Source organism: Kiritimatiellia bacterium (assembly GCA_018001225.1).
Taxonomy (GTDB): Bacteria; Verrucomicrobiota; Kiritimatiellia; order CAIQIC01; family JAGNIJ01; genus JAGNIJ01.
Genome location: JAGNIJ010000005.1, coordinates 64,208 through 80,760 on the forward strand (window position 1 = coordinate 64,208; position 16,553 = coordinate 80,760).

The window sequence follows — 16,553 nt, forward strand, 5'->3', positions numbered from 1 at the left end:
AGTGCGGTCCCTTCGTAAGTACTTCAAACTCGGCTCCCGTTCAAGCAGGGAGGTGGCGCCCCGCCTTGTTTCAATACGCCACCACCCGGTAGATCCTCAACGGCAAGCCGGTGTTGTTGGTGTCCGTGCAGCTCATCATGGAGTCCACGCCCGGCAGGCCGATCCCCGTATTAACGTTGGTCCAGTTCATGAGATCATCCGTGTACTGCGCGGTGTAGAACCAGCCCATCGCGCCCATCCAACTGATCGTCACGCCGCCCGGGCCGGGCAGGGTCTGCATGAAGACCGGGGGGATATTCGTGGACAGGCCGATCTCGACGCGCAGGATGCGGTCGTGGCCCGTGTCGGCGATGTACAGGTACCCGCGGTCGTCCCAGGCGACGCCTTCCGGATGGTCCACGATGTTGCCGGCGAGCACGGTCGACCAGGCCCCCGGATCGATGCGCCGCACGATGCGGTTGTTGTTCATGTCCGCGACGAACAAGTCGTTGGTGCGACCGAACGCCATGCGCTGGGCCCGGTTCAGGCCGCCCTCGGTGTTCGTGCTGCTGCCGATGCGGCCCAGGAATGTCCCGTTCGTCGTGAAGCCCTGGATCCGCGTGTACGCCGTCCCCGCGTCGTAGTCCGAGACCACGATGTAGTTGGAGGCCCCGACCGTCACGCCCTTGGCCAGCCGGACGAAGGCGTCCTCGACCCCGTTGGAGACGAGGACCGACCAGAGGTTGGCCGGCGTGCGCTTCTGGACCCGGTAGTTGCTCCGGTCCGTGACATACAGGTTGGTGAAGGTGTCCACGTCGAGGTCGTACGGCGCGTTGAACTGGCCGACGGCGCTGCCGGGCGACGTGCCGCCCCAGACCGTCCAGGCCCCGGCCGGGGTCCGGCGCTGGACGCGGTTGTTCCCCGTGTCCGCCACGTAGACGTTGGTCGCCGGGTCCACGGTGACGCCGAAGGGCTGGTTGAACTGCCCCGACCCCGTGCCGGCGGCGCCGATCGTGCTCACCGCGGCGGGCAGGTTGGTGATCCGGGTGTCGAGGACGACGATCCGATCCTGCCCGCTGTCGGCGATATAGAGCCGCCGGAGCGCGTCGAAGGCCAGGCCGCGCGGGCGGGTCAGCGACAGCGTCAGGCTCGCGTTCGTCTCGCCGGCCGGCCCGTAGATCTGCATGGGCCAGTAGTAGGCCTGGATGACCGTCGTGAAGCCGCTGGTCACGGCGGTCGGGACGTCGGGCGGGTCGGCCCAGTAGGGGATTTCGATGAATTCCACCGTGTAATCGCCCGGCGCGAACTCGATGGCCATGTCCGCGTTGGTCCACGGCCCGCCCGTCACGCGCCACAGGGCGCCCGTCGCGACGGCATGGGTCGGGATGAACTCGACGTAGATGCCCGTGACCTGGGTGTACCGGCCCGTGAGAGTCAGGAGGTTCGTGGTGATCTGCACGACCTGGTTGCCCGGCGCGTACCAGAGAGGCGGACTGTTCGTGGAAAAGCTGATCGTGTGCTCTCCGACGGGGATGTTGGGCTCGATGTACCCGCTGGGATTCCAGGCCCCGGAATCCACCCGCCAGGCGCCCCAGTTGGTGGCCGCGATCTCCGGCTCGATCCAGACGCGCACCGACCCGACCGCCGGCACGTACTGGCCCAGCAGCAATGTCGTCTCCCCGGGCAGAATAGTGACCTGGATGGGGCTCGGGGGAACCCAGCCCGGGATGTCCAGGAACTGCACCGTGTACTCGCCCGGCGTCAGGTTATCCACCGTTTCATTCTCGTCGTGCCAGACCCCGCTGCCGATCCTCCATTGGGCATTGGTCGTCGGCCATATCGCGCCGTGGTTGGCCTCGTCGGCGAAGCTGAATTCCACGCGGAGGGCGCCGTTCTGGATATACGTGGCGGTGACGGAGGTCAGGATGCCGTTCGAAAGGGCCACGGTTCGATTGGATGGAGCGGTCCATCCGTCGATGGACTTGAACAGGATGGTGCTGATCCCCTCCGTAAGGTCCTCGTACAGGGTGATCCCGCTGTCCCGCCAGGAACCGAGGCCTTGGATGGCCCACTGGGCGCCGTCGTCCACGGCCGCCGGCGGAAGGAGGGTGACGCGGAGGGACGGGGGAATGATCAGGGCGCCGTCGCCGTCGGCCGTGTAATCTGTCCCGCCGCGCAGGGTCGCGGCGTGCGTCCACTTGTCCCACCAATCGCCGGAGTACCCGCGCACGTAATCCTGGACCTGGCCCCAGGCCCAGGGCATCACGTTGACGGTCCCGTTGGTGCCGTTGTTGGCGCTGGTTCCGACCAGGGGGTTGGTCCGGTAGCTCGTGCTGTCATCCGCTCGATAGTAGGCGACGAGGTTCCCCTCGCTGCCCTGCAGGGCTTTGTTGTACGCGGACGCGACCTCCGCCGCCGTCCGGGCGACGTTCCAAATGCGGACATCGTCCACGGCGCCATGCAGGCCCTGCCCGATGCGCTGCCGCACCGGGCCGCCGGCGTAGATGGCCGGGGATTGGAGCGCCTGGGGCGCGGTGCTGGTGTAGGCGCCGTTGATGTACAGTTTAAGTTCGCGCAGGTACCCGTCGTAGGTGCCCGCCACGTGCGTCCAGTTGGTGCCGCCGGCCAGCGCCACGCTGCCCGTCGCCTGCACCGTGAAGCCGTCCACGGACACGTACCGCACGTAGGGCACGTTGGCCGGCGCGGTGACGCCGTCGCCGAGCCCCAGCTCGTAGTTGACGCCGTTGGTCGGGCCGACGAGCCGCTGAACCAGTATGCCGCCGTCCGCCTCGGCGGGGTCCGGCCGCACCCAGCTTTCGAGCGTCCAGCTGTCCAGGGCGAAACGCCGCTGCATGGGCATCTCCACGTAATCAGAGCCGTTGGTCGAGAACGACAGGGCCCGTGAGATCGCCGGGCTCTGCGCGCTGGCCGGGTCCTCGCCGACCGCCACCTCCGCGCCGTCCACGCGCGCGTCGTCATCCGTGTCCGCCAGCAGCGGGTGCGTGCCCCGCTCCTGCTCGTCGCGGTTGACCAGCCCGTCGCCGTCGAAATCCTCCAGGCCGTCCGGGATGCCGTTGTTGTTCGAGTCGTCGTCGCGCGGGTTCGAGCCGCACAGGTACTCGTACCAGGCGTTGAAGTCGTCCGTGTCGGCGTCGAAGGGCAGGCCGTAGTCCGGGTTGCCCGGCAGGAACCGGTTCTCCTGGTCGGGCCGGGTCGGGGTCGCGTCGTGGCCGTACATGATCTGCCAGAACGTGGACCAGGTCTGGGCGAACCAGACGGCGCGCGGGTCGTTCCGGCTCGTGTCGCCGCGAACGATGTGCTCGATGCCGTCCACCGTGAGCCGGGCATCGAACTTGCCCAGCGCCCGTTCGTACTGCACCGGCGGATCCGTGACCGCGACGGGCTGGGTCCGGGCTTCATCGAGCCAGGTGTCGAAGCTGCTGACGCACCGGACGAAGATCATGTTGCGCCCGATCTTCAGCCGGCTTGCGACGTCCAGGCTCTGCTCCGTGTTCGCCGTGTCGTTGGTCGTCGTCAGGAGCTCCCCGTTGACGTAGACGAGGGTGGATTCCATGCCGGGCGTGAAGACCTCCAGCGTGGCGCTTTTCGGCGTGCTGTAGAGGTACACGTACTTCGTGAACGCGGAGTGGCGCCCGTCGTGTCCTAACCCCTGGTCCTTCGGTTCGTGGAAGAGGTTGTCCGATTCCTGGGCCCAGCCCACCGTGTTGCCGATCGAGGTGTACGCCCGGAACGTCCGGAAATACGAAATGCGCGCCCAGTTGCCCGGCACCTCGATGTACTCGAACTGCGGCCCGTACTCGAACTCGGGATACTGGTCCAGGTTGTGCATCGTGACCCACCACTCGGGCAGCAGGTCGCCGTCCTCGTCGTCCCGGCCCAGCAACGCCACCGACGGGTTGGTGACGACCATCGTCTCCGTTTCCGGCAGGAAATACTCTTCCCGGTTCAGGAAGGCGAAGTCCACGGTGTTCGAGCCGCCGTCGTCGAAGCGGTAGTACATCCGCAGGGATTGCCCGTAGGTCGGCAGGCGGACGTAGCCGCCGGGCGAGGGATAGAAGCGGTTGTTCCAGTAATCCACTTCCTCCCAGCTCCGGTCGTAGTTCCAGAACCGCACGTCGTCGAGGTGGCCCTCCGTGAACGCCCGCGCCAGCACGCCGGTCCCGGCCGCGAAGTCCGGCGCCACGAGCGTCTCCTGGGCGATGAGCAGCACGCCGTTGATGTAGATCTTCAGGCTGTTGTCCTGCGGGCCCCAGACCCATGCCACGTGCGACCACTCGTTCGTCGGCAGCCGCTGGATCGAGCCCTCCGGGCCGATCCCGCCCGCCGAGGCGATCACGCTGGCCCCGGAGAGGATCTCCGCCTTTGGCCGGAAGTCCTCCAGGCCGACCCAGAAGCTCTGCCCGGCCCCCGCGCCCTCCAGGCTGAAGATCCGCCCGCCGCCGTCGCCCTGCGGCCGCACCCAGCTTTCCACCGTCCACCCGTTCGTCCGGACGTAGAAGCGCGAGGGGTCGGGCAGCGTGATCCCGCCGGCCGGCACCGCCCCGAGGTCCAGGCTCCGCTCGCGGTACAGCCGGCTGCTCATCGGGTGCAGCGCGCTGGTGATGTCGTCGCGGACCTCGGTCCGGTCGTCCACCCCGTCGTCGTCCGTGTCGCGCCGCAGCGGGTCCGTGCCGTAAATGATGATTTCCTCGTAGTTGCTCAACCCCTCGCCATCGGAATCCCACTCGCCGTCGTTCAGGGTGAGCCCGGGGTCGAGCGAGTAGGCGTCGTACGGGTCGGAGCCCAGGACCAGTTCCCAAGCCGTCGGGATCCCGTCGCCGTCGGGATCGTCGTCGTTCGTCGCGGCCGAAATCGTGACGGCCAGGTTGGTCTGGTAGCCGCCGGATCGCGCGGACAGGGTGCCGCTCCCCTGGGACAGCCCGAGGAGGGCGAACGTGGTGGAGGCATAGCCCGCCGGGATGGTGACGTTCGTGACCGACAATTCGAACAGCGTCGGCGCGTTGTTGACGAGGTTCACCGTCAGCTCGCCGCCGGCCTCGACCGCCGGCCGCCGGACCGTGATGACCCGCAACTCGCCGTCGGGCACGACGGCGGGGTCGGGATCGAAGGCCAGGATCGGGTTGCCGACGTTAACCTGCCGGGCGCTGTCCGGGCCGGGCTCGACGCCCACCGCCGTGGCGCGGACGAAGGAGGAGCCCGGCTTCAGTCCCTTCGCGGAGAACACGGCGCTCTGGGCGCCCTGGGGAATGACGACGTTCGTCGGGACGCCGACGACGGCCGGGTCGTCGCTGGTCAGCGTCACCGTCAGCGCGGAGACATTGGTGACCGAGCCCCGCGTGACGGTCATGGCCAGGGCGTCGCCCGCGGCCACGGCCGGCGACGCGGGCGAGAGGATCAGCCCCGCGTTGGTGCTGACGAGGCAGGCCACGTTCGTCGCGTAGCTGCCGACGCGCGCGGTGATGGTCACGTTGGTCGAGCCGGCCTCCAGCGCCATGGCCAGGCCGGAGACATAGATGGTCCGCGAGAGCTCGAACACCCCGAACCGCAGGTTGAGGCTGGCGTTGGTCTGCAGCCCGAACGCGTTGGTGCCCAGCCCGAGCACCGCGGGCCGGGCGCTCTGGACCTGGAAGTCCAGCGTCGCGTGGGCGTCGATCGTCCGCCGGATGACCAGCGGCACGGTGTCGCCGACCCGCAGCGCCGGGGCGGCGGGATTATAGGAGAACGTCGGGTGGACCACGGTGATGTCCGCGTAGTCCGACCACACGATGCCGTACTGCACGCCGACGAAGTGCACGCGGATGGGGGAGAACAGCCCGTCCACCTGCTTCAACCCCGCGGCGATAATCCCCTCGGCCCCGTCCAGCCAGGAGCGGTAATAGAAGTTGGAGGTGGCCGGGTCGTAGAGCGTGATCTGGGTGATCGGGTCGGAGGGCACCGCCAGGCGGTCCGGATCCTCGGAGAACAGGTAGATCTTGGTCGGCGGATCGTTCGTGTCCTCGTTCAGGTTGGTGACCAGGAACGGGAACGTGTCCCCGGCGGTCACGTTGCCGCTGGTCGGGAACAGGATCTGCCCCTGCGCGGCGCCGGCGAGGAAGAGCATCCCCACTAGGCCCGCGCGCAGCATGCGTCGCGCTTTCATGGCGTTCTCCTTACGGCTGCTGAATCACCACGGTCACGGTGTCGTCGTTGGCGTCGGTCACGCGCACGGAGTTATCGCCGGGGCGGTTGCGCGTGTAGGTCACGCTGGCCCCGCCGTCGGTGTCCAGGCTGCCCAGCGCGGCGTCCTGCAAATACCACCGGTATGGCGGCAGGCCGCCGGTCGCGGTGAGCGTCGCGCGGTCGCCGTTGTTGTTGAGGACCGAGGGGCTGGCGGACGCCGCCAGCGGGCCGCCGGTCGCGGACGGCTGCTGGATGACCACGGCCCCCGTGCTGCCCTGGCTGTCCGTCACGCGCACGGAGTTGTCGCCGGCCGACGAGCGCGTGTAGACCACGCTCTCCCCGCTCGTCCGGTCCAGGTAGCCCAGCGCGCCGCTCTGCACGCTCCAGCGGTAGGGCGCCACGCCGCCGGTGACGTTGACCACGGCGCGGCCGCCGTCCAGGAGCAGCGTGTCGGGATCGGCGCTGACCGTCAGCGTGTCCGGCTCCAGGCCGCCGTTGATCGCGGCGACGCCCGACCGGCCCGAGGCGTCGAAGACCAGCACGTTGTTGGGCTCAACCGCGCTCGCGGTGTAGATCGCCTCGTTCTCCCGCGGGGAGCCGATGGACCCCACCGCCGGCAGCGCGACGGTCCAATCGAAGGGCGGGGTGCCGCCGTCCACCTGGAACCGCACCGTCTGGCCGATGAACGTCACCTCGGCCTCCGCCGGCGTGATCCGCAGGTAGCGGTCGGCCTCGGGCCGCGCCAGCGAGGTGTACGGGTTGTCTTCGAAGTAGTCGCCGACCCGGCTGCTGTCGACGTGGTCGTCGGTCTCGCAGCCCGGCCCCGCCACGATCGCGAGGGCCGCCATCGCGAAAAGGAAATACCGCCGCCACGTCGTGTGCTTCGTCTTCATGGGCTCACCTCTGTTGAATCCCGCTCCATCCGCCGCCGTTTGCAAATATCCGCGTCATCCGCGGTCCTCCGCCCCGGGTTTCGCCGGCGTTTCTTCTGCCTCCGGCAGCTCGATCCCCAGCGCCCGGCCCCACATCGGCCACTCGACCTGCAGCATCGCCTGGTGCCGGGTCACGTCCTGGTCCTGCCCCTGGACGTTGACGCCGGTGATGCACAGGTAGGGGTTGCTCGCCTCAAAGGCTTCCGCCAGCGCCAGCAGTTTCGCGTAGCTGCATTCCAGGCTGATCTGCACGGCGTAGGGGCGGACGAACCGCCCGGCCTTGACCAGCCCGTCCCACGCGCTGTCCGGCATCCGCACGGGGGTCACGCCGCGCACCTCCACCCCGACGCTGCGCGCGGCGGCATAGATCTTTTCCGTCACCCAGGAGAGCGGGCTGTCGGGAGGCACGATGTGCTGCTCCATGGCGCGCCGGATCCCGGCGATGGCCTCGTCGTATTCCTTCCGGAGCTTCGACTCCCCCTGCATGGCCAGCTTGGCCTTCTGGATGTTCTCGTTCAACTGCTCCAGTTCGCCCGTGCTCCGGCTCCGGGTCCGCAGGGCCGGGCCGAGCACCCAGACGTAGAGCGCGATCAGGCCGCCGACGATCCAGATGCCGATCAGCAGCAACAACTGCATCTGTTCTTTCTTCAGCGTGGCCATGGCTACGGCATCTCCCGGCGGGGGGTGGCCGCCTCGATGGCGAAGGCCTGGCCCGCCGGCCCCTTCCCGGCCTCCTCGCTTTCCAGCTTCTGCAGGCGCACGGACTCCAGCAGGCCGCGGAACGCCGCGGCCCGCCGGAGGGCGGCGTCGAATTGCAGCACGCTGTCCTCGGCCTTGTCTCCCACCGCGCGCCCCTCGACCAGGAGGAAGAAGCGCCGGGCGGGCGTCCCGGCCGGCGCGGGGGCGGCCCCGCCCGCCGGCTTGCCCTCGCCGGCCTTCGGCGCCTTGGTCTTGGGGACGCGGATGTCCATCTCGCCCCGGATGTTGAGCCGGCGGAACTGCAGCGTGGGCGCGGCGATGAGCCGGAGTTCCTCCAGCGGGCCGGTCCAGGCGATCCGCGAGGCCTGCCATCCGCCCAACTCCTGGTCCAGCTTCCGCTTCGTGGCCAGGTCCTGCTTCATGTCCAGGGTCTTGCGGTACAACGGCTCGCGCACCCTCCAGAGCTCCTGCGCCGCGAAGAGCATCTGCCGCTCGTTCCGGTGCCGGAGCAGCGCCAGGACCCCGAAGAGGCCCGAGAAGACGAGCACCGTGACGATCGAGACGCGGATGGTGAACGCCGTGCTCACCAGCCCCTGCCGCCGGTACTCCGTGGTTTGGAGAAGATTGATGCGCGCCGTCATGGCGATTCCCAGGCCCCCAGACAGGCCCCGGCCGCCGCGGCGAACCGGGTCTGCTGCCCCTCGAGCGCCGCGGGGAACGCCTCCGGGGCCACCGTCAGCCCGTCGAACGGGTTCCACCGCTCCACGTCCACCCCGGCGGCCGCCTTCAGGTCGTTCACCCAGAACCGGGAGAGGCTCATGCCGCCGGACACGTAGAGTTTTTCCAGGCGGCACTCCTCGCGCCGCTCGATGAACTCCTTGGAGAGCGAAAGCTGGCGCAGGAAGGGGTCCACCACCTCGTGCAGCGTCTGGGAGATGTCGAACGAACCGTCCGCGAGGATGCCCTTCGCCGTCTCCGCGTCCACCCCGAGCCGCTGCTGTACCCGCTCCCGCACCGTCTGCATGCCCAGGTCGAACTTCCGGACCAGGACGGGAAGGTTCTTGTGCAGCAGGGCCATCACGGTCAGCCGGTCCCCGGATTCGACCACGCCGACCGTGCCCTGCTCGTGGGCGCGGCCGGGGCCGCGCAGGAAGGCCGTGATCGCCGCGAGCCCCGACACCTCGAGGGAGACCGGGGCGGGCGGGCCGACGGCAAAGAGGTCCAACAGGGCCCGGGCCTCCTCCTCCGGCAGGGTCACCGCCAGCAGCCGGGTCTCGTTGCGCAGCTTCGGCGGCGTGATGATCGCGTAGCCCAGCCGCTGGCCCTCCGCGGCGCCCGCGTGCTCGCGCACCTGGAGGTCCCGGGCGGCCCCCGTTTCGAAACGGCCCGGGATGCCGAGGATGCGCACCGACGAGCGGGCGCCCGATACGGCCAGCGCCGTGTAGTGCGTCAGCAGGCCGCGGGGCAGGGGAGGGCGCTCCGGGCCGGCCCCGGCGGGCGCCAGCGGCGGCAGGAGGTCCGCCTTCAGGACCGTCACGCCCTCCTTGTTCCGCCGCATCCGGACGGCCTTGATCCCCGAGGTCCCGAAATCCAGACCCACGAGGTCGGACGGGCTCTTGCGCGGCCGGTCGGCATCCGCTCGCTTGAACGAAAACATGAAAATCCCATCTCCCCCCAAGGGGGGTATTCGTTCAGAGTTTACACCGCCCCGCCGCCGGGGACAAGCCGCGTGCCCGCAGGACGGGGCCTATTTCTGCCAGGCCGTGATCACGACGCGATCGGCTTCCTCCGCCTGCTGGCCGCCGCCGGCCCCGGGCCCGCAGTAAACGTAGGAGAACCGGGCCCCGGATCCGTTGAAGCGGAGATTCCCGCCGCAGAGGATCGTGCCCCGGCAGGTCCCGGCCCCGTTGAACGTGATGTCGCCGCCGGAGTACATCAGGCCGTTGAACGTGTGCGATCCGCTCACGGTGATGCTGCTGTCGCGGCTGACGATCGTCGGATAGTCCAGGTACTGCGTCGCGTGCAGTTGCCCCTTGAAGTCGATCGACCCGGTCGCGATGATGCAGCCCGTCCACGTCAGCTTCCGGTTGCTCTTGACCGTCAGGTTCCCGTTCACCCACTTCACGCCGCCCGGGATGGTCCAGATCGTGTCGGAGCTGATGGTCTGCGAGCCCACGACCTGCCCGTTGGCGAGGGCGATGTTGTAGAACGCGGTCAGGTCCAACTCCGGGATCGGCACCAGCGGCGAGGCGGTCTCGATGGCCGAGCCCGGCGAGAAGCTGCCGTCGATCGCCGGGGACCGGATCTCGCCGTACAGGGTGCAGGGGCCGCTGAATCGGACGTCCACGCTGGCCGAGGCGTACACCTCGCCGGTGGGGGTGCCCCAGTCGCTGGTCCCGTTGACGTCGATGTTATTGTTCGCGTGCAGGTACCCGACGAACTCGCTCGTCCCGTTCATCCGCATCTCCCCGTTGACCAGCCACGTGTAGGCGTACGGGTCGGTCGGTTGGGGCTCGCTTCCTGCCGTGCCCCGGCCGAAGTTCTTCACGTCCGCCTTGACCGTGATGGTGGCGTCGCCGCACGTGCCCACCGACACCAGGCTGGCCTGGTCGTCTCCCACCGTCGTGACCGTCACGTCGTACCCCCCGTCCTCGAAATCGGTCGCGGGGAACAACCCCGCGTTCGAGGCCAGGGAGAAGTTGGTCTTGATGGTGTTGTACGCCTCGTTGATGCCCGCCTCGGCGTAGGCCTGGGCCTTCATGTAGTCCCGGATCCGGCCCGCCGCGTGGCTCTGCTGCGTGGCGAACGCGACCAGCGCCGCGCTGGCCAGGCACACCAACAACAGCACGATCATCATCGTCACCAGGGCCGCGCCCTGCTTTCCCGCTTCCGTCCTGTACGTCGCCTTCATGTTACACCTCCTACTTTCCTGTGTTTCGCGGTTCCACTTCGATCGCGGACGCCGAGGTCAACCGGTTGCTGCCGCCGCCGCCGATGGACATCAGGTCCCTGAAAATCGTCAGGTTGACCGTCACGCCCTTGGTCAGCACCTGGCCGTCGATCTTCAACTCCCATATCCCGTAGTCCGGGCCGACGGTCATCGCGCCGCCGATGTCCGCCAGCCGGTTCTCGCCCGTCCACTTGATCGTCACGTCCTTCAGGCTGGGCACGTACCAGCCGCCGTAGCCGGGGGTCATCACGGCCTGGAACTGCACGTAGCGCTTGTTCCCGGGATTGATGGCGCCGCCCGAGGTCATCGCGGTCAGGTTGCTGAACGCCGCCGCGTCCGAGAGGTCGGGCTGGTGGCCGGTGCGGATCTTCAGCCCCAGCGACGTGCCCGAGGGCTTGACGGAGTTCCAGGTCATGGTCTGGTATACCGGGGCCGCCAGCTTCGTGTCCGCGATCTGCGACGTGAACGTGCCGTTGCTCGGGGCCAGCACGTAGATGCGCTCCAGCGAGTACAGCTTTTCGTGCGTCTCGAACCCCGGGTACCCGGCCCACGAGACCTGGGTGAGCACGTCGGACGGAAGGTTGGTCCCGCCCCGCAGGACGTAGCTGCCCGGCGGCGCCGGGTTGGTCTCGGTGGCCGGGTGCAACTCCGTCCAGGCGCGGGCGTCCGTGTAGCCGGACTCCGCATCGATGACCTGGAAGCTGACGAGGTAGCTCCGGTCGTTCCGGATCTCCAGCGACTGGCCGGAGCCCAGGAAGCCGATGGCGTACGAGCCCTCCGGGATGTTCACCTGCTCATTGCCGCTGAAGAACAGCTGCCGGCTGGTCTCCGGCAGGATGTCCGGCGTGTAGGAGAAGGGATCGGCGGCCTCCGCGATGTACGCCTTCGTGATGTGCAGGCGGGTCTGCGCGGCGGCATAGAACAGGGCGAAGTTGAAGGGGCCGCTGTTCTGGATCGCGCCGCCGTCCGGCTGGCTGCCGCCCCGGACCAGCACCCGCACCGCGCAGCCCTTGAGGAACTGGTTCGTCGTCGACCCGCTCTCGAGATCCAGCGTCTGGTCCTGGGCCAGCCACGTGGTGTTGGGCGGTTGCAGCCGCGCCACGAAGTCCTTCGGACTGTACGAGTCGTCGAACACGACGATCGTGTTGTCGCAGAGCGAGCCCGTGCCCCGGAAATTCGTCTCCTCCCACCGGTCGTTCTCCATCGCGAGCGTGAGGGAACTCCCCGCGGCCGACGCCGGGAACAGGAGTTGGTAATTGCCGCTCCACCCCCCCGCCGAGCGATAGTCCGCGGAAGCCGTCGCGCCGGATTGCGCGGAAACCGTCTGGGCCTCGGCCTCGCGCTCCAGCCCGCTGGGCGAGACGATCAGGGAGTCCAGCCCGATCTTGTGCCCGCCGCTCGACGGGTTCTTGCCGATGACCGAGAACTGGAACGAGTGCGCCCCGGGCGACAGCAGGAAGGAGCCGAGGTTCACGCCGACCATGCGGTTCAGCGTCGGGTGGTAGGCGTCGAACACCGCCCCCTTGCCGAGGATCTGCCACGTAAACAGGTTCTCGAACAGGACGGTCGTCGACGCGTGCCCGCCGTTATGAGTCCCGGAGCCGTTGCCCGCGCTGACCACGGCGTCCAGTTGCTCCTGCCGCTGGGCCGGCGTCAGCTCGTTGTTCCGCGGGTCGAACACCGTCCGCCGCAACTGGTGCGGCGTGCTCTGCCACACGTGGTAAACCACGGTCTGGTCCCAGATGACGCGGTCGTCCTCGTCCAGTTCGACCAGCCCGTCCCCGTTGTCGTCCCGGGCCATCGGGAAGCTGATGGCCTGGTAGGGCCCCACGCCCGCCGGGTGGAAGTAGATCTCGTCCATCGTCGAGAGGCGCAGTTCCGCTTTCAACCGTTCAAGGGACTTGCGCACGTCCATGTCCAACTCGTGCTGGATCGAGTTCATCCGCTCCCCCCGCACCACGTAGAGCCAGCCCGCGATGACGCCCGCCATGGTCAGCGCCAGGATCAGCACGGCGACCAGAATCTCCGTGAGCGAAAAACCGCCTCTGGATTCCCGGGGGCTCATTCGATCTCCGGTGTCAGGTACTCCGTGAACAGGGAGGACATCGACTCCTTCTCGTCGCCGAACTCGCCCGTCCGCCGGTTGCGGATATGCACCGTCACCGTGATCTCCGTCATGCCCGGCGAGTGATCGTCGTTCACGGCCGTGGTGCGCCGGAACCGACCCCGGTTGTCCGGCCCGCCGTTCTCGTTCATCACCAGGTTGTCCTCCGCCAGCAGGTACAGGTCCGCGTACCGGTAGTTGCGCGCCCGCTCAAGGTGGTTCTTCGCCAGGTTCACCGCCACGTAGTGGTCCCGCCCCGCCCGGCTCACCCGCGCCGCATGCACAATCAGCATGTACGACCCGCCCAGGGCCAGCAGCACCAGCACGACCGCGATCATCACCTCGACCAGCGTGAACCCCGCGCTTTTTGTCCGCCCACCCGTTGTGCCCTGTGCGATCATCGCCACCCTTTCACTTCCATCCGATACCCGACACACCGCCATCTCACTTACAGCAGAATTCATACCTTTCACCGGCAGGGCTCAATATTCGGCCGGAAAAGAGAAGCTCTCTGTCCCCTTCGCGAAAACACACGAAAAATCCGCACTTTTCAGTCATAGGTTTTGTTTATTTCTCAAAAATGAGACGGCTGGCTGGCGGGTTTGCTCTCTGTCCCTTTTTCTTCTCTTTTTCTTCTTTGCCGGGGTTTACTCTCTGTCCCCTTTCCGCTCTGTCCCCTTTCCGTCCCTTTCCGTCTTGCTGCCGGCGCGTGTTCGCGGGCATGCCTTGTGCTGTGTAGTAATTTACTCTATGAATTTTCTGTCCGAGAAGGCATGCTGCCGGCCGTGAAAGCGATCGCCACACTTGCGGTGCTGGTGGGGCTGGCCGGGGTGGCTTCGGCGCAATCCGAATCCCCGGCCCCGGCTTTCGTCGAGTTCGTGGAATCGGAGATCGTGCCGATGATGGTGGACACGGGCGCCGCGCCGGCGGTGTCCTCGCCGTGGCCCGAGACCCCGCCTTCCGATGACCTCCCGGATCCGTCCCCGGACGACCCGGTGGCGCCCGCCGAATTGTCCGCGGACATGGTCCCGCCCGAAGCGCCGCCCGCCGTGCGCGATCCGTTCTGGCCGGTCGGCTACGAGCCCCCGCCTCCGCCGCGGCCGGAGGAGGCCGTCTCCCCGACCGGCGCCGTGCCCGTCTCCGCCACGCTCCAGTGGCAGGAGGCGCTCAAGACGGTGGCGGTGCAGGGGATCATGAGGACCGGCCCGTCCTCGCACGTGGCCATGGTCAACGGCCAGGTGGTCGGCGCCGGCGACACGGTTTCCGTCGTGTACGGCGGCCGGGAGTACCGCTGGCGCGTGGTCTCCGTCGGCGAGGAAGGCGTCTCCTTCGCGCGCGTCGAACCCGAGCCCCCCGCGCCGGACTGAACGCCGGTTGCGGCACCGCGAATGGGGTCAAAGCAGTTTCGCCGTGTACAGGTGGCCCGGGCGCTCCGCGCACGGACAGCCGTCGCGCCCTGGCCTCGCGTTCCCTCCCCGCTACGCCTTCCTTCGCGGTTATCATCCTCTTTCAGTTTCAGGGCAACGCGATCCGGTGCGCCTCGCGGACGAAGAACGCCTTGCACTCCTTCCAGTTGAACGGTTCCAGCATGCGCGGTGGAGGCTCCCGCTCGGCGTCCGCGAAATACGTCAGGCTTTTCAGGATGTGATAGGTGTTGATGCGGCTCTCTCCGTATTTCCGTGGAAGCAACTTGAAATACTCGGCCAGGTCCGGCGGTCCGCGCAGGATGGTATAGAGGTCAACGAAATCCTTTCGGCTGCCGCGCCCGGAAATGGCGGCCAGTTTCATCAGCGCGATGTCCCGCGGGTCGGCCAGCTTGAAAAAGCGATAGGGCTGGGCCTTGAAGAGAAAGGGGTCCCGGACACAGAAGAACGAGAGCTTGGTCTTCCTCGTCAGGATCGTGAGCGTGTCATCCGCTTCCTGGAGCGTTTCGTATCGGCCGTGTTTTGAAAGCGCCCGGTGCAGCCGTCGCGCATCCATCCTGTCGGTCCGGAAAAAATCGAAGTCGTCGGACCGGCGGTGGCCCTTTTGAATCGCCAGGCCCGTGCCGCCGGCCAGGATCCAGCCCCGCCATTCCGGCGCCGGGTCCTGTTCCAGCGAGGTCAATACGGCCAGGCTGTGGGCCGGGAGAACTTTTTCGTGCATGAGGGGCCCTCCTTCTTCAATAGACTCGACCAGAACGAAGCTGTCCGCGGGGTCAGGCGCGTGGCCCGGGCCGCGATGTCCAGGAAGCGCCGGCGGCCGTACAGGAGCAACAGCGCCCGCACGTCCTCCAGTTGCCCGTATTCCAGCACGCGCTCCGTCAGCCAGGCCGGATGCCGGTCCAGGTCGTCTTCCGAAAGCCGGTGATCCCAGAACAACCGCTGCAAGCGCCGCACGAGCGCCCGCTGGGATCGGGCCCCGGCGCGCGCGGGCGCGGTGGGCGCCAGCTCGATGCGCAGTTCGCATCCCAGCGCACCGGCCAGCTTCCGGAGCGTCGCGATCTCGAAGCGCTCCCACCCGTTCTCGTAGCGGGAAAGGGCCGGCGCCGACGTGTCCGCGCGCCGGGCCAGTTCCCCCAGCGACCAGCCCAGTGCCCGGCGGCGCGCCCTGATCTGCCCGGAGACCGCTTTCACATTATTATCATATATGATAATAACAAGGGGTCAAGATCAAATCACTACGCCCCCTCTGCATCGTCTCTGCGCTCCTTGGCGCCCTTCGCGCCTTGGCGTTAAAAAAACTCCATCTTCCCTCCGCGTGAATCGGCGTGATCCGCGGGCTTCCTCCGCTTCAAGACCGCACGATCCCGCCGTTTCAGAGCCGGAGAGACTCCGCGCGCTCCCACTCTTTTTCAAGGCCGCGCTCCCGGATGTGCTCTTTCAAATCCGGTCGGCGGATGAGGTCCCCGGAAAGGTCCAACCTGCCCCGGAGGTCGCGGATGTGCTTCTCCGAACCGCCCGACTGACAAGACGCCAACTTCCGGATAATGACGTACTCGGGCCCCCGAGGGGACAGAGAAAGGAAAGGTGCTAGGCCTCGTCAGGCCTGAGGCGGGATTTCCATGAATCTGGATGCTTGTGCAGGTTCTGAACCGCCACGATCAGAATGAGGTCTTGGCGAACTGGATAGAGCAGTGCGTACGGGAAGCGGTTCAAGCGGCACCGCCGTGTTCGTCGGGATAACGTTGTCCACGCAGCGGGATACTGGAGAATGCGACGGAGGCCGCGTTTGACCTCCGCCGCGAACTCCAATCCCAAGCCCTCGCTCTGGAGGTTGTAGTACGCGATAGCCTCGGCGAATTCGCTATCGGCGGTTTGGAGGAAGTCCACCTTCACGAGGAGTACTTCTTCTCAATCTTTTCGAACACCTCGGATGCAGGAATCGCTGCGATGTTGCCGCGCTCGTAGGCGTCAATCCGGTCCTCCGCCTCTCGCGCCCATGCTGCGTCAATAGCTTCGCGGGAGGGGAAGTCGAAACTGGAGAGAATCCCTTCAACGAGTTCGGCTCGTTCAATGGGAGGAAGCCCGACGGCCTTCTCAAGAACCTGCTGCGCCTGTGTCGTCATGGATCACCTCATAGACGCAATACTATCGCAGATAGCCTCGAATCGCAAGACGGCGCCCGCGAACACCGAACAGGGCCTTCGCCCTCACAGGCTCGGCGCCACATCATGTTCTGTGCGCGTCAGTCTCTCTGCGCTCCTTTGCGCCCTTCGCGCCTTGGCGTT

13 protein-coding genes are annotated in these 16,553 nt (G+C 67.4%); 1 reads left to right on the plus strand and 12 read right to left on the minus strand.

The features are described from left to right. Window positions 1-70 precede the first annotated feature (70 nt). From KA248_03050 to KA248_03085, 8 genes are all read right to left on the minus strand, one after another. Window positions 71-6,139 (minus strand): hypothetical protein, encoded by a 6,069-nt coding sequence (locus KA248_03050; GenBank protein MBP7828877.1) that lies wholly within the window; start codon window positions 6,137-6,139, stop codon window positions 71-73. Between the two features lie 10 nt (window positions 6,140-6,149). Next, window positions 6,150-7,052 (minus strand): hypothetical protein, encoded by a 903-nt coding sequence (locus tag KA248_03055; GenBank protein MBP7828878.1) that lies wholly within the window; start codon window positions 7,050-7,052, stop codon window positions 6,150-6,152. Window positions 7,053-7,106: 54 nt separating this feature from the next. After that, window positions 7,107-7,751 carry a hypothetical protein gene (locus KA248_03060; protein ID MBP7828879.1) on the minus strand — a complete coding sequence of 215 codons (645 nt, stop codon included), beginning with the start codon at window positions 7,749-7,751 and terminating at the stop codon, window positions 7,107-7,109. Between the two features lie 2 nt (window positions 7,752-7,753). Further along, entirely contained in the window at window positions 7,754-8,431 is a 678-nt protein-coding gene (locus tag KA248_03065; GenBank protein MBP7828880.1) for a hypothetical protein, read from the minus strand. After that, window positions 8,428-9,447, minus strand: coding sequence for a hypothetical protein (locus KA248_03070; protein ID MBP7828881.1), 1,020 nt, complete (start codon window positions 9,445-9,447; stop codon window positions 8,428-8,430). Before KA248_03070 ends, KA248_03065 begins: the two co-directional genes overlap by 4 nt. Window positions 9,448-9,537: 90 nt before the next feature. After that, entirely contained in the window at window positions 9,538-10,701 is a 1,164-nt protein-coding gene (locus tag KA248_03075) for a hypothetical protein (protein MBP7828882.1), read from the minus strand. Window positions 10,702-10,711: 10 nt separating this feature from the next. Further along, the gene (locus tag KA248_03080) at window positions 10,712-12,805 is read right to left on the minus strand and encodes a hypothetical protein (GenBank protein ID MBP7828883.1); all 2,094 of its coding nucleotides are present in this window, start codon (window positions 12,803-12,805) and stop codon (window positions 10,712-10,714) included. Then, the gene (locus KA248_03085; protein ID MBP7828884.1) at window positions 12,802-13,251 is read right to left on the minus strand and encodes a prepilin-type N-terminal cleavage/methylation domain-containing protein; all 450 of its coding nucleotides are present in this window, start codon (window positions 13,249-13,251) and stop codon (window positions 12,802-12,804) included. Before KA248_03085 ends, KA248_03080 begins: the two co-directional genes overlap by 4 nt. A 378-nt stretch (window positions 13,252-13,629) precedes the next feature. Here KA248_03085 and KA248_03090 point away from each other — a divergent pair, with 378 nt between their 5' ends. Then, window positions 13,630-14,211, plus strand: a complete 582-nt coding sequence (locus KA248_03090) for a hypothetical protein (GenBank protein ID MBP7828885.1) — start codon at window positions 13,630-13,632, stop codon at window positions 14,209-14,211. A 148-nt stretch (window positions 14,212-14,359) separates the two neighbouring features. Here the strand turns inward: KA248_03090 and KA248_03095 are convergent, their stop codons facing one another. The 4 genes from KA248_03095 to KA248_03110 form a co-directional block, all read right to left on the minus strand. Beyond that, window positions 14,360-14,989 carry a nucleotidyl transferase AbiEii/AbiGii toxin family protein gene (locus tag KA248_03095; protein MBP7828886.1) on the minus strand — a complete coding sequence of 210 codons (630 nt, stop codon included), beginning with the start codon at window positions 14,987-14,989 and terminating at the stop codon, window positions 14,360-14,362. After that, window positions 14,947-15,459 (minus strand): helix-turn-helix transcriptional regulator, encoded by a 513-nt coding sequence (locus KA248_03100; protein MBP7828887.1) that lies wholly within the window; start codon window positions 15,457-15,459, stop codon window positions 14,947-14,949. The genes KA248_03095 and KA248_03100 overlap by 43 nt, the downstream gene beginning before the upstream one ends. A gap of 396 nt (window positions 15,460-15,855) precedes the next feature. Next, window positions 15,856-16,161, minus strand: coding sequence for a type II toxin-antitoxin system RelE/ParE family toxin (locus KA248_03105; GenBank protein MBP7828888.1), 306 nt, complete (start codon window positions 16,159-16,161; stop codon window positions 15,856-15,858). Further along, the gene (locus KA248_03110) at window positions 16,158-16,391 is read right to left on the minus strand and encodes an addiction module protein (protein MBP7828889.1); all 234 of its coding nucleotides are present in this window, start codon (window positions 16,389-16,391) and stop codon (window positions 16,158-16,160) included. The genes KA248_03105 and KA248_03110 overlap by 4 nt, the downstream gene beginning before the upstream one ends. Window positions 16,392-16,553: the final 162 nt, after the last annotated feature.